The sequence below is a fragment of the Staphylococcus sp. MI 10-1553 genome, assembly GCF_010365305.1.
Taxonomy (GTDB): Bacteria; Bacillota; Bacilli; order Staphylococcales; family Staphylococcaceae; genus Staphylococcus.
On sequence record NZ_CP048279.1, the window covers coordinates 853356 to 867812 of the forward strand.

Genomic DNA, 14457 nt, shown 5'->3' on the forward strand with positions numbered 1-14457 from the left:
AATGTTAAAATGTGATAATGGATAAAACTTGATTATGATGAAAGAAGTGAGTATGGGATGAGTGTTGATGTCTGCGAACAGGCAATCATCGACGCGGTACAACAAACAAAACAACAATGGGTCTCAGTTGAAGTCAAATTAGAACAACAATTAGATCCGATTACGTTGTTCGATATGTCGAAAGAAGATGCAGGGGACCGTTTTTATTTTCGATTAAATGATAACGAAACTTCTTTTTTTGGATACCGTGTTGCTGCAAAAATAAAAAATGATTTTACAAATAAACGTTCTATTTTTAAAGAATGGGAAAAATTTAAAGATGATATCGCATTAATCCATCCCGATTCTGAACGCCATCATTTACGTATTTGCGGTGGATTTCAATTTTCTACTAAGCGGATGGGGGATGAATGGCGTCGCTTTGGTGTGAATCATTTTATTTTACCTGAAGTCTTAATATCGCAAGTCAATCAAGAAACGTTTTTAACATATACTGTACAAAAAGAAGCGTTTTTGATTGAGCAATTTTATGAGTTAGTTGAAAAATTAAATCATTTACCGCGCGTGGTCGTGCAAAATACAACGCCGCCACAAATTAAGCGGATTGAAGATATATATAAAGATGAGTGGGAAGCATTAGTTGAGGAAACGACAGCAAAATTAGCGCATGATGAAAAGGTCGTGCTCTCTCGTCGTCGTATGGTGCAATTTGATGCGGATATTGAAATCGGGGCTGTGTTATATCGTGCACTTAAAAATGAAAAAAATAGTTATTTATTCGCGTTAGAGTCAGAAGATGATATTTTTATTTCTCAAACGCCAGAGCAATTATTTAAGGTCACAAATGGTATGTTATCAACGAAAGCAGTTGCGGGAACAATTCCAAGAACACACAATGAAGTACAAGATCAGGCGCGTATTAATGCGTTGTTAAAAAATGAAAAGAACTTAATTGAACACGGTATTGTCGTCGAAAGTATTCTTGAAGATATTCGACCGTTTATTCAGTATGCCGATTATAATCGTGAGCCACAAGTATTGAAAAATGACCATTTATATCATTTATATACTGAAATTGGAGGCCTGTTAGCGCATAAATCATATATTGAGCTGATAGATGATTTACATCCAACACCTGCGCTAGGGGGATATCCGAAAGCACGCGCATTAGAATATATTGAAGCGCATGAATTTGGGGCACGTGGCCTTTACGGTGCGCCAGTCGGTATGGTAGATATGTACGATGATTGTGAATTTATCGTGGCGATTCGCTCGATGTTAATGAATCATCAGCAAGCGTTATTGTTTGCAGGTGCAGGCATTGTGAAAGATTCGGATGCAGCAGAAGAAGTCGCTGAAACAGCATTAAAATTCAAACCGATGATGGTAGCTTTAGGGGTGAGTGAACATGACTAATCAACGCTTTTTGACGGAGCAAGTGTTTCATTTTGTGTCAGAGTTATATGCATATGGGTTACGTGAAGTCGTGATAAGTCCGGGGTCACGCTCCACTCCTTTAGCACTCGCGTTTGAATGTCATCCACATATTCAAACGTGGATCCATCCCGATGAAAGAAGTGCTGCTTTTTTTGCGTTAGGTTTGATCAAAGGCAGTCAACGTCCGGTCGCGATTCTTTGTACATCTGGCACAGCTTCTGCAAACTATGTGCCTGCTATTGCTGAAAGTCATATTAGTCGTTTGCCACTTATTGTACTGACAAGTGATCGACCGCATGAATTAAGAGGTGTAGGTGCGCCACAAGCAATCAATCAAGTCAATATGTTTCAAAACTATGTGCGTTTCCAATTCGATTTACCGATTGCAGATGGGACGCCGAATACACTGGATGTGAACAAATACCAGTTACAAAAGGCGAGTCAGTTTTTCGACGGTCCACACCAAGGTCCAGTGCACTTCAATTTACCTTTCCGTGAACCGTTAACACCGGATCTGTCGTGCCAAGATTTGTTGACGTCATATCATTATGAACGTCCACACTATCAAAAAACGATGGATTTCAGTGCAATTCTTCCAGTGTTGAAGCAATCTAAAGGGCTGATTGTAGTAGGGGACATGCAGCTTCAAGATATTTCACAAATTTTAACTTTCGCGACGATATATGATTTGCCGATATTGGCTGATCCACTTAATGGTATTCGCGCGACACAACATCCGAATGTCGTCACGACGTATGATTTATTGTTGCGCTCAGGACTCGACTTGTCGGCTGATTTTGTCATTCGTGTCGGTAAACCAGTCGTCTCTAAAAAGTTAAATCAATGGTTGAAAACGACAGATGCGACACAAATTTTAGTCCAAAATAATGCGGATATAGATGCGTTTCCGAAAAATCCAGATTACTTTTTTGAAATGTCGGCCAATGACTTTTTCAGAGCACTAGGGGATATACCTGCTGCTTACCGAAAAATGTGGTTGCGACAATGGCAAAGTATAGAAGAGCAGGCGCGACATACGATCAAAGCACATCAAAAAACGGCAAATGATGAAGCGGCGTATGTCAGTCGTGTACTCGATAAATTAGGGGCTGACGACGCGTTATTTGTCAGCAATAGTATGCCGATTCGTGATATCGATAATTTATATATTGACCATCAAGCACGTATTTATGCAAATAGAGGGGCGAACGGCATTGATGGCGTTGTTTCTACAGCACTCGGTATGGCTGTACATAAAAAAGTGACATTGCTTATAGGCGATATTGCATTTTATCATGACATGAACGGACTATTAATGTCGAAACTGAACGATATCCATATGAACATTGTCTTATTAAACAATGACGGTGGCGGTATTTTTTCTTATTTACCACAAAAAGAAGGTGCACCTGAACATTTTGAACGGTTATTTGGTACGCCGACTGGTTTGAACTTTGAACATGCAGCATTGTTGTATGACTTTAACTATAAACGATTCCAAGACTTACAATCGTTTGAATACAGTCATTTGACAACGATGACACCGACATTATTTGAAGTCGTGACGCAGCGTGAAGCGAATTACGAAGCACATCAAAATTTATATCAGAAATTGAGTGAAGTTGTGAATGTTACATTATAACTGGTATGCAGCACAGTCAGAAACGAATAAAATGATCGTCCTCTTGCACGGTTTTATGGGTGATCAACGCACATTTTCATCTCATATTGAGCCATTGACACAAGAGGCACATATCTTAAGTGTGGATTTGCCTGGCCACGGTCAAGATCAATCACCAGAAGATGTTGTATGGAATTTTGACTGGGTATGTACGCAATTACATGTTGTGTTGGAACAGTTCAAAGACTACACGCTATACCTTCATGGCTATTCAATGGGTGCACGTGTTGCTTTAGCTTATGCATTGCAATATCAAGACGCGTTGGCAGGTGTTATGTTAGAAAGTGGCTCACCTGGAATTGAAGATGATGATGCACGTCTCGAACGTCAACAAGTGGATGTAGCTCGGGCACGTGTCCTTGAAATTGCGGGTATTGAAGTGTTTGTGAATGATTGGGAAAAATTGCCATTGTTCCAAACGCAACGCTTTTTAACTGAGACCACACGCCAACACATTCGTCAGCTGAGACTTGCACAACAACCGAAGCGATTAGCGAAAGCATTGCGTGATTATGGTACAGGACATATGCCAAACTTATGGCCACAATTAGAAAGTTTGAAATTGCCTGTGCAACTCATCGTAGGGGAATGGGATGAAAAGTTTGTACACATTGCTGAACGTATGTCTGACACGCTTTCAGAGGCACAATTGACAGTCGTATCGCAAGTCGGCCATACGGTAAATGTGGAAGATGGCGTTAAATTTGATACAATACTATTAGAGTTTATAAAAGGTTAACTTGAGGAGGTCCACCATGGAAAGACAATGGGAAACATTAAAAGAATATAAAGAAATCAAATATGAATTTTTTGAAGGGATTGCGAAAGTAACAATTAATCGTCCCGAAGTACATAATGCATTCACACCGAATACAGTACAAGAAATGATTGATGCATTTACACGTGCAAGAGATGACGAACGTGTAGGTGTCATTGTATTAACGGGTGAAGGCGACAAAGCGTTCTGTTCTGGTGGAGACCAAAAAGTACGTGGCCATGGCGGTTATGTCGGTGATGACCAAATTCCACGTTTAAATGTATTAGATTTACAACGTTTAATTCGTATCATTCCGAAACCAGTTATCGCGATGGTAAAAGGGTATGCCATTGGTGGCGGTAACGTACTTCAAGTCGTATGTGACTTAACAATTGCGGCTGATAACGCAAAATTTGGTCAAACAGGTCCTAAAGTGGGTTCATTTGATGCAGGTTACGGTTCAGGTTATTTAGCGCGCATTGTCGGTCATAAAAAAGCACGTGAAATTTGGTATTTATGCCGTCAATACGATGCACAACAAGCGTTGGACATGGGTATGGCCAACACAGTTGTACCACTTGCTGACATTGAAGATGAAACAGTGCAATGGTGTAAAGAAATCATGCGTCATTCACCAACAGCGTTACGTTTCTTAAAAGCAGCGATGAACGCAGATACAGATGGATTAGCTGGTTTACAACAATTCGCTGGCGATGCGACATTGTTATACTACACAACAGATGAAGCGAAAGAAGGTCGTGACGCGTTTAAAGAAAAACGTGAACCTGACTTTGATCAGTTTCCTAAATTTCCATAAGTCTTTAATTTAAAGATGTAAGATGAAAAGTCCGTTATATTCATTGAGTGAGTAGAATGGGCTTTTTACTTTGACATTGAATATCGATTTGAATATGAAGAGAGTGACATTGCTGAATGATAACAAAAAAGTAGCAGATGTTGCTGTTGAATCATCTCACAACACCAGCTACTTTTATCATGTATTAAGTTATGAATAACGCGCTTCCAAATACTGTCGTAAACGTGCCATACCTTCTTGTAATTGTGCCATATCATAAGCGTATGAGATGCGGACGTAGCCTTTACCGAAATCAGTAAATGCGGAACCAGGCACCATCGCAACACCTGCATTTTCTAATACATCGACACAGAAAGCAAAGTCATCTTCGGCAAAGGCTTCGATATTAGGAAAAATGTAAAATGCACCTTGTGGCACACCGTCTAAGCGAAAGCCCATCGATTGTAATGCATTGACGAGGTAATCTCGACGTTCGACATAGGCTTGATTCATCACTTGAGGTGCATCGACGGCTTCACGTAATGCAGCTATTGTTGCCATTTGTGCGGGTACATTGGCGCATATACAGTTGTACGCATGCATAAATGTCAGCTTGTCGATTAAGTATTGTGGACCTGATAGAAAACCGATACGAATTCCAGTAGCTGAATGAGATTTACTTAAACCATTAATTAACAATAATTGATCACGAATTTCATCAAACTGCGCGAAAGATGTGTGAGAGTGACCAAAAGTATTCTCAGCATAAATCTCATCGCTAATCACAAACAAAGGGTGCAGTTTTAACACGTCGACAATAGCTGCAACCTCTTCAGCCGTCAATATCGCCCCAGTTGGATTGGAAGGATAGTTGAGTAATATCGCACGTGAACGCGGTGTGATATGCTGTTGAATTGCTTCAGGGGTCACTTTAAAACCTGTCTCACGTGTATCGATAAATACAGGTACGCCACCTAACGTTTGAATTAACGGAATATAGCCCGCATAAACAGGCCCAGGTAATAAAATTTCGTCTCCTGGATTAATCATACAACGGAGTGCCGTATCTAATGCTTCAGAAGCGCCATTCGTAATAATGATTTCTTCCGGGTCATAATGAACATTGAAGCGGGATTGATAATAATTTGCGACAGCTTCACGTGTGTCACGACGGCCTTTGTTGTGGGAATAAGTCGTATAATCATTTGTAATCGCATCTTGATACGCTTGTTTAACGGCATCGGGCATATGAAAATCGGGTTGCCCAATTGTCAGATTAATCACATCGTTCATTTCATTGATTTTACTTGAAAACTGGCGGATACTTGGTGCTTTTAAATATTGTGCGTATGTATTGAGTTCTAATTTCATCCTATCACGTCCTAAAAAAAGAGAAGTTAACATTTAGAATAACACGACCGTATAGCCAAAATCTAATATAAAGTGATGACTATAGGAGATGTATTCTCATGTTAACTTCATCATTTATTGGTTATAAGGTTTAAATGCGGAAGGGCGTTGTAAATGAACAACAGGATTCGTCCATTTTGCCACAAAGTTACTCGACCATATCCAAACGATAAAACATGCGAATAGGAAGTTATACAACAATCCTAACCAAGGGTGTTCAATAAATGGATAGATTTGATGGCCACGAATGACACCGATAAAAATACCGTGGAGTAAGTAAACATACATCGTGCGTGAGCCCATATATGTAAATACATGATGCGCTCTAGGCACTAAATTAAGAAAGGCGTACATCGTCCCTAGAATAATGACGTATAAGCTCAATCTTTTTAATGGGCTTAATAAAAATTCGATGCCTTCAATATTTTTATAAGGTGTGCTTGCGAGTAACCAGTCCGAATCGATAGGGTGTACGGTATAAAAAATAAAGAAGCTTACTAACACGATCACCGACACTGGCATAAAACGTCTTAATCGGATATAACGACTAAATCTACCATCCATAATATAACCGATGTAGAAGATAGGGAAAAATACAAGTGTACGTGACCAACTCAGATACCCGTTGACATCAGTAGAGTAACCTGCTAATACTGCAATTAAAATCGCAATCGGGAGCACGTAAATCGGTTTGAATTGACGAACAATGACGATAATGACATTGAAGAAAAAGAGTGTTAATAAAAACCAAAGTGCAAATACTGGGTCAAATGGATCTAAGTCTAGTGAACTATTTTTACCGGTAATAAAGTAATAAATCGAAAAAAATGCGAAAAAGATCAAGTAAGGGCCTAACAATTTTTTGCCGACATTTTCGATATAATCCGCACGTCCGACATTTTTAGCAAAGTAACCAGAAATAAATAAAAACGCTGGCATGTGAAAGCTATAAATGAGTAAATATAGTGCATATACTGTTGGATGTGCATCGGTATAAGGTTGTATTAAATGTCCAAACACAACAAGAAATATTAAGATTGCACGTGCATTATCAAAAAATGTATCTCTCTTTTTAGTTTGTGCCATATTACTGTGTGTCTCCTTTTTTAATATCAACATTAGGTTATTATAAATCCTTTTCATAATGCAAAGAAAATGAATATTAAACACAATCATTTGTAAGAATATTAAAGGCACGATGTTGAGAAAGATGAAATTTCGCTTATAATAATTGAGGGGACTAAAAATAATCGTTAAGGGTAGAGCAAGCTTCTTTATAATATCTAGTGTCGAGGCTGGGGCATTCACTTTTTCAGCCGCTCCTACTTATGAAGTTATGATTCATTTAAAATTATAAAACAGATGAAAAATAAGGATGAATTGTACATAAAAAATTGAGGCTATTGTTTTTTAATTTCAAAAACTTGCCCTCAGTTTTCCTGTGTTTGATCTAAGATTGCCCAGAAGGCTGAGACTCCTGAGGGAATGAGTGCATACTGTTAACAGTCACGTCTTTACTTTAAATAGCGATGACTGTTTATCGCAGTAGCTGTCTGACTTCTCAATACGTAGGCTTTTGAGAAGTCTAGTCAGCCTTGCGGGGGCAGTACTACGAAATCTTTGTTGCACATCAGATTTCTGTACTGCGCCCAAAATCCAATTCAGCTTCCATCTCATGTATGCTTCAATCAAGCCGAATTGAGTTGAAGGGTCAGCCCCTCGGAAAGGGAAGACATGAGGGCAATCAAAAACCCAAAATCGTTGGAACAGTGCAAGTTATACAAAATACGGTATCAATAGCATCAAAAATTGTTATGTCCCATCACTATGCAATAAAACTTTTACGATACGTCATATATTATCTGTTTTATTTGGGATAATTTTGTGGTAAATTGAATAGCATATATCCACAAATCGTTTCTTAATAAATCATCAATTAGGAGAATATTGTTATGTTACATCATCATTTTACTGCAATGAAACGATTGCAACATCCACCACGGTATTTGCCGGGACTGGATGGGTTGCGTGCAATTTCAGTGATTGCTATCATTATTTATCATCTTAATGCACAGTGGCTAGCTGGAGGCTTTTTAGGTGTAGATACATTTTTTGTGATCTCTGGTTATTTAATTACATCACTATTATTATTTGAATATGAAAACTATCAAACAATCGATTTAGCAAACTTTTGGATTAAACGTTTTAAAAGGTTAATCCCAGCGATGCTATTCGTGACATTAGTATCAGTAATATACGTCGCTTTATTTGCCCCTCAAATATTACATTCGATTAAAGGGGATGCGATTGCAGCATTGTTATATATATCGAACTGGTGGTACATTTTTCAAGATGTAGACTATTTTGACCAGTTCAAACCGATGCCATTGAAGCACTTATGGTCATTGGCCGTTGAAGAACAATTCTATATCTTTTTCCCAATTGTATTAACGTTATTTTTTAAAATATTTAAAAGAAAAAGATGGATCGTACTCGCGTTTTTCATTATTTCTATTGCTTCGGCAGTATTAATGTTATATATGACAACGCCCGATACGAACCATGCACGTACATATTTTGGGACAGATACCCGTTTACAAACTTTATTATTAGGTGTCATTTTTGCATTTATATGGCCAGCTTTTCGATTGAAAGAACATCCGCCTAAATTTGCGGCTAACATTATCGATAGTCTAGGTCTTATCGCATTATTAGCGCTACTTACATTGTTCTATTTTGTAAACGAACAGCAATTCATCCTTTATAACGGTGGATTTTACTGTATTTCATTACTGACATTGATACTCATTGCGAGCCTTGTACTTCCGAATGGGCGATTAGCTAAAGTGATGAGTAATCCTGTATTTTTGTACATCGGTAAAAGGTCATACAGTTTATATTTATGGCATTACGTCATTGTGACATTTGTACATCAATACTTTGTCGCAGGTCAATATCCATATTATGTTTATATTATTGATATTGCGTTAACATTTTTGATGGCAGAAATTTCATATCAGTTTATTGAAACGCCATTTAGACGTTATGGTTTCAAAACATTCTATTCAAAAGACAAGATTTGGTTAACGGTGATTCGTACACCAGTCGTTTTGGCTATTATCGTCACAGCAGCTTTAGTGCTCAGTGGTCAATTTGATTATCTTGCCAAACAAGAGAAAAAGGCGAGCAGTTATCAAACGAATCATAAAAATAACGGTAAAGAAAATGAAAAATTAGCAGAAGACCCAGCTGAAAAGGAACAGAAAGCAGAAAAGTTCGATCCTAAAAAGCAATCACCGCTCTTTATTGGTGACTCCTTAACAGTAGGGATGGGTTATTATCTGGATGAGCATTATCAAAAGCCTACCATTGATGCACAAGTCGGTCGTTCAATGGGAGCAGCAATCGAGGTTGCGAGAAACTATACATCATTTAATCAAAAAGGGCAACCGGTCGTCATTCAAATTGGCACGAATGGTGATTTTGATCAAGATCAATTAGAAACACTCATCAAAGATTTTGATAAAGCGGACCTATATTTAATCAATACGACAGTGCCGCGTGATTATAAAGATCATGTGAATCAATTGCTTAAAAAAGCAGCTGATAAACATAAACATGTGACATTAGTTGATTGGAATAAAGTCGGTGTCGGTCATACGGAATATTTTGCGTATGATGGAATACATTTAGAACATCCAGGAATTCAAAAGCTCGTGTCAGAGTTGGATAAAGAGATGAAGGCGAATCAGAGTAAGTCCAAAAATAAAGCAGAAGCAAAATAGAGAGAAGCGGTTGATGGTGAAAACCATTGACCGCTTTATTTTTTAATACTATCAACATACCTTAATTATAAAACCTCAACAAATTAATAAAAAAGCTCTAATCACCGTGAAGATGACTAGAGCTGATTTTGGCTATATTTACTTCTTATACACATCAACGTCGAAATATTTACCTGTTTCACCGATTTGATCGTAGAAAGATTTCATGCGTTGTGCGTTCACATTTGCCCAATTAATATCAGTCGCATACTGATGTGTGGCAGGGTGTTCTGGGTTCCAACGCATACGATACAATGTGTTTTGTCCAGAACCGATGTATCGATCACGGATGAATTCCGCACCACCGATAATCGCTTTGCTGACCGTATTCCAACCATATTTTTCAGCAGTTTTAAAGCCATTACGTAAAGCGTCTGTATCGATTGCTCCGATGCCAAACATGTTGTAATACTTCGGTTCACCTGTTGTTACCACTTTGTTGTTTTTATCAACGTGACCGCCATTCGCAAGTTGAGAAGTCCCATTACCTGTTTCTAAAAGTGCGTGAGATATTAAGTAAATCTCATTAATGTTATGCTTTTGTGCGGCTTCTTTAAATGCGGCACCTTGACCTTCTAAAATCCCTTTACCTTTTAACAATTCATTGAGTTCTTCCGCGCCGAGACCTTGGTATGTGTCAAGTTTTAAAAATTGATAAATGAGTGTCGGATCTTTTTCAAGCGCTTCTGTATTCATTGCTTTTTCAGTTTCTGCACGATTAGCATTTACCCATTTACCTGCTACATGTTGGACTTGAGGCGGATAACTCAATGCCATTTGTTTATCGAGTGCTTCTTTCAATGTGCTACTTACTGCAGTGTGTTGAATGAATAATGAACGTACGTCAGCTGCTTTAATCCACCCTTTCGTACCGTTTTGGAATGTGCCATAGTACCAAGTAATACCGTTAAGTAAAGATGTTTTTTCGACTTTAAAAATTTGTTGGTAAAAGCCTTTTAATGCACCTGCTGTTTTTGAATTTCCAACTTTAATGTAATAATAACCATTTTTGTTTGTGATGACATAATCTTCTACTTGTTTCAAAGTTGTGATTGCGGCACCCTTGACTGCGCTGTTCGATGCGGTTTTAATGTTTGCAACTTTTGCCACTGCAACTGTTAAGTCTTTTTGATTAATCCAGCCTAATTTTTGATTTACTGTACCGAATAAGAATGTATCATTACCGACTTTAACCGATTTTGAAGCTGTAAATAGACGACTTGCTGCATTTTTTAATGTATCGACACGTTGCTTCGTTGTACCCCAAGGCATAGAGTAGAGGCCAGATGTTTTACCATTGATAGTGTAATGGCCTTTAACAGCCGTTTCAGTGCCTAAGCTACGTGTTGTGACATCTTTAACATTAAACCAACCGAGTGGTGTGCCTCCTGTATGATTTTGCAGTAATACATAGTCTTCGTTGTTGGCAGAAGCTGTTTTTGTAATTTTATAAGTTTGACCTGCCCACTTGGCTGCATCTTTTGCTGTTTTGTCATAAATAGAAGCTTTGACACCGCTATTTTTTGTGTTGAGTTGCCCGATTTGAGAAACTGTTTTCGTAATACTACTTGCTGCTGCTTTTTGTACTGTTAATGCTGTTGAATTAATCCAACCAGATAATTTGCCGACTGTACCATACAAGTATGTTGCTTTACCTACAGTTTGAGATTGTGTCGCTTTGAATGTTTGTAACGCATCACCTGTCACTGTACCCGCAACTTGTTTACTTGTACCCCAAGGCACTTGATACAATTTCGCACCTGATTTAATCGTATAATTTTGATTCACTTTAGAAGGAGCTTTACTTGTTTGATAATCGACATCTGATTGTTTCACCCAACCGATATTTGTGCCTTTAGCATAATCTGAAACTAAGTAGAATGATTGGCCATTGACGCTTGCTTTTTTCGTTACTTTGAATGTTTGGTTTGTGGCTGAAGTGCTTTTACCAGTTTTATCATAAACCGTTGCATATAAGCCACTATTTTTATCTTTAATGCGACCTAGACCAGTGTCTGTTGTTACTTTTAATGCGGTATTCGTTGATGGTTTTTGGTCATTTGCTACAACATTGCTTGCATCAATCCAGCCTGTAATTTTGCCAACTGTACCGTAAAGCCATTTTGTTTTCGCAACAGTTTGTTCTTTCATTGATTTGAATGATTGATTTGTCTTACCTGCAACTTTACCAGCTGTTTGAGATGAGGTACCCCAAGGCACTTGATACACTGTTGTTCCTGGTTTGACAGTATATGTTTTCGTTACTTTTTTCTCAGCTTGTGCGGTTTGGTATGTTGCGTCGTTTGATTTGACCCAACCGAGTGTTTGATTAGATTTGGCATCATTCATTAAATAGAACTTTTTGCCATTTAAAGTCGCTTCTTTTGTGACTTTTAATGTTTGATTCGTTCGATTTGTCGCTTTACCTTTTTGATCATAAACTGTTGTATATAAACCGCTATTCGTTGTGTTAATACGGCCATAACCTGTTGTATTTTTAACTGTTAAGCCTGTATTTGTTGATGGTTTTGATGGTGTAGAAGACGAGTTGGCTGGTGAGGCATAACCCATTTTCACTTGATATTTTTCATTGATTAAATCATACAACTCATCAAAAGAATAACCGTGTTGTTTTAAATAGCCGTGCGGATCAGTATGGTCTGTACCACCTAAAAATCTAGAAACGGCATCATGTGTCCAAACTGTACCATACCCATCATATTCAGCACTATCTGGTGAAAGGCCATAATATTGTAAGTTCGTCGCTGCATAATCCGCCATATTATTCATTTGACGTGCGAAGTCTTCTTTACTGTGAACATGGACGAGCTCGATATGAATAAAGCGTTCATTCGCAACAGCACCCGCACCCCATGCTAAATAATCTGTTGGTTGTGTTTCAACAATACGTTGACCATTAATAAAGCCATGCACGAAAGCACTTTGATAATTTCTTTTCATGTAACTGATTTCGTCATCAATTGTAGAGTAATTATTTGCTGTATCATGCACGACGATGCCTTCAGGTTTACCTACACCATTACGATAACCGTATTTAGGGAAGTAACTTGAATAATCTTCTTCGTATACAGGCACGTTATATTTTTGCTTACGAATATAGTCATTAATAGGCGACTTCACTTTAGGTTGATAAGCACTCGGTTTACTAGCGACAGCTGAACGGAATGCTGTTTGACCAGTAGATTGTAGTGAAAGTGAAGCAGGGGGCCCCCCTTTACCGCCAACGCGTGGAGGTGTTGGCCCATCCGGATTCGCATTAATGTCTTTGTCAGTTGCTGTTTGTGCACTATCAGTTGTTGCTTTAACAGATGGTGCTTTCTTATCTGCTGTTGTTTTCGCTTGTGTATCAGCTTGACGTGTCGTTGAAGCAGGTGCTAGTGTTTTCGCTGATGTTGCATCCATTTTGGCTTCATTTGTCACTGATGTGCGTTTTGCCAATTGCTCAGTACTTTCTTGATTACCAGTTGCTGATTGTGCTGTATTTTGAGTTTCTGTTGCTTTATTTTCAACTTGCGTCGTGTCTTTTGCATTGACTTGAGGTGTTGAATTTTGTGCTGTTTCAGTAGCTGCCTTCGTTTCTTTGTTGACTTCAGGTTGTACATCTGCTTGAGGTTGTGTAGCAAATGCATCTTCAGTTGTTGAAACAGCATTTTTTTCATTCGGATTTGTTGACGTATTTGCTTGTGTCACGTCAGATTTCGCTGTTGTTGAATCGCTTACATCCGTTGATGAAGGTTGTTGCGCATGAGTGTCCGGTGCATGATATGTATCTGGTGACACGGTTGCGTCTTCATGTGTATCGATTTCACTTGAACTATAAGGATATTGAGTCGCATCTTCAGTTGTGTCTTGTGTATGATTGTTGGCCATTTCATCTGAATGGAGTTGTGCGTTTAGTGTTCCTTCATCTGTAGAAGCTAGCGCAGGTGATGCACTTTCGTCTGTACCTTTGGATACAGTGCTATCTGTTGATGTCACTTCATCAGTTGGGGCAAGTTGTTGTGCGTCTTGTTGTCCTTCTTCTACGCGCGTTTCAGTTTGAGCTGTATCAATTTGTGAAGGATCCTTGTATTCTTTTGAACCTGCAAGTGTTGTTGCTTGTGTCGTTTGTTTCGCATCATCAACTTGTTTTAATGCGTATTGATCATCAAGCACATTCGTAGGTGTTTTTTCAGGTACAACTTGTTCAGCGGCATTGGCTTGGTGTGCAGAAAATGCAGTTCCAGCCAAAGTAAGTGCAACGATTGTAGGTGTTTTATAACCAAATTTTTTGACCATTATATTGCTCCTTTTAGATAAAATAAAAAGTTGATTATTCACATTATAGAGTTATTGGGAGACGTTTTGTGTATTTTAACTGGATTGTAATTTAATTTTAATAATCGTCCTCCGTATTTATATTTTCAGTTTGTTTTTATTTAGGAGAATTAGTTAAAGTTAACATTTAATAATTTAAAAGTGAATATTTTGGAAGAAAGAAAAGATAGAGTATTAAAGTTTACGGAGATGAATTTATTTGATAATGATATTA

8 protein-coding genes are annotated in these 14457 nt (G+C 38.2%); 5 read left to right on the forward strand and 3 right to left on the reverse strand.

Annotated features, from left to right (window positions below):
- Window positions 1-57: 57 nt before the first annotated feature.
- The 4 genes from GZH82_RS03700 to menB are packed head-to-tail and all read left to right on the forward strand — an operon-like array spanning window position 58 to window position 4692.
- A complete protein-coding gene (locus GZH82_RS03700) occupies window positions 58-1416 on the forward strand; it encodes an isochorismate synthase (RefSeq protein ID WP_162681366.1) in 1359 nt (452 codons plus the stop codon).
- Window positions 1409-3079, forward strand: a complete 1671-nt coding sequence (menD, locus tag GZH82_RS03705; protein ID WP_162681367.1) for a 2-succinyl-5-enolpyruvyl-6-hydroxy-3-cyclohexene-1-carboxylic-acid synthase — start codon at window positions 1409-1411, stop codon at window positions 3077-3079. The genes GZH82_RS03700 and menD overlap by 8 nt, the downstream gene beginning before the upstream one ends.
- Complete coding sequence (gene menH, locus GZH82_RS03710) at window positions 3066-3857, forward strand: 2-succinyl-6-hydroxy-2,4-cyclohexadiene-1-carboxylate synthase (RefSeq protein ID WP_162681368.1); 792 nt, start codon at window positions 3066-3068, stop codon at window positions 3855-3857. Before menD ends, menH begins: the two co-directional genes overlap by 14 nt.
- A gap of 16 nt (window positions 3858-3873) precedes the next feature.
- The gene (gene menB, locus GZH82_RS03715) at window positions 3874-4692 is read left to right on the forward strand and encodes a 1,4-dihydroxy-2-naphthoyl-CoA synthase (protein ID WP_014614316.1); all 819 of its coding nucleotides are present in this window, start codon (window positions 3874-3876) and stop codon (window positions 4690-4692) included.
- A gap of 189 nt (window positions 4693-4881) precedes the next feature.
- Here the strand turns inward: menB and GZH82_RS03720 are convergent, their stop codons facing one another.
- Window positions 4882-6042 carry an aminotransferase class I/II-fold pyridoxal phosphate-dependent enzyme gene (locus GZH82_RS03720; protein ID WP_162681369.1) on the reverse strand — a complete coding sequence of 387 codons (1161 nt, stop codon included), beginning with the start codon at window positions 6040-6042 and terminating at the stop codon, window positions 4882-4884.
- Window positions 6043-6156: 114 nt separating this feature from the next.
- On the reverse strand, window positions 6157-7167 hold the full coding sequence (locus GZH82_RS03725; protein WP_162681370.1) for an acyltransferase family protein: 1011 nt from the start codon (window positions 7165-7167) through the stop codon (window positions 6157-6159).
- Window positions 7168-8033: 866 nt separating this feature from the next.
- On the opposite strand from GZH82_RS03725, the gene GZH82_RS03730 reads away from it, so the two are divergent.
- The gene (locus tag GZH82_RS03730; RefSeq protein WP_162681371.1) at window positions 8034-9866 is read left to right on the forward strand and encodes an acyltransferase family protein; all 1833 of its coding nucleotides are present in this window, start codon (window positions 8034-8036) and stop codon (window positions 9864-9866) included.
- Between the two features lie 138 nt (window positions 9867-10004).
- On the opposite strand, the gene GZH82_RS03735 is transcribed toward GZH82_RS03730, so the two are convergent.
- The gene (locus GZH82_RS03735) at window positions 10005-14204 is read right to left on the reverse strand and encodes a GW dipeptide domain-containing protein (protein WP_162681372.1); all 4200 of its coding nucleotides are present in this window, start codon (window positions 14202-14204) and stop codon (window positions 10005-10007) included.
- Window positions 14205-14457: the final 253 nt, after the last annotated feature.

Excerpts from the sequence above, each read along its gene's own strand:
- GZH82_RS03700 (WP_162681366.1), top strand. The coding sequence starts at position 58 with ATGAGTGTTGATGTCTGCGAACAGGCAATCATCGACGCGGTACAACAA.
- menD (WP_162681367.1), top strand. The coding sequence starts at position 1,409 with ATGACTAATCAACGCTTTTTGACGGAGCAAGTGTTTCATTTTGTGTCA.
- menH (WP_162681368.1), top strand. The coding sequence starts at position 3,066 with ATGTTACATTATAACTGGTATGCAGCACAGTCAGAAACGAATAAAATG.
- menB (WP_014614316.1), top strand. The coding sequence starts at position 3,874 with ATGGAAAGACAATGGGAAACATTAAAAGAATATAAAGAAATCAAATAT.
- GZH82_RS03720 (WP_162681369.1), bottom strand. The coding sequence starts at position 6,042 with ATGAAATTAGAACTCAATACATACGCACAATATTTAAAAGCACCAAGT.
- GZH82_RS03725 (WP_162681370.1), bottom strand. The coding sequence starts at position 7,167 with ATGGCACAAACTAAAAAGAGAGATACATTTTTTGATAATGCACGTGCA.
- GZH82_RS03730 (WP_162681371.1), top strand. The coding sequence starts at position 8,034 with ATGTTACATCATCATTTTACTGCAATGAAACGATTGCAACATCCACCA.
- GZH82_RS03735 (WP_162681372.1), bottom strand. The coding sequence starts at position 14,204 with ATGGTCAAAAAATTTGGTTATAAAACACCTACAATCGTTGCACTTACT.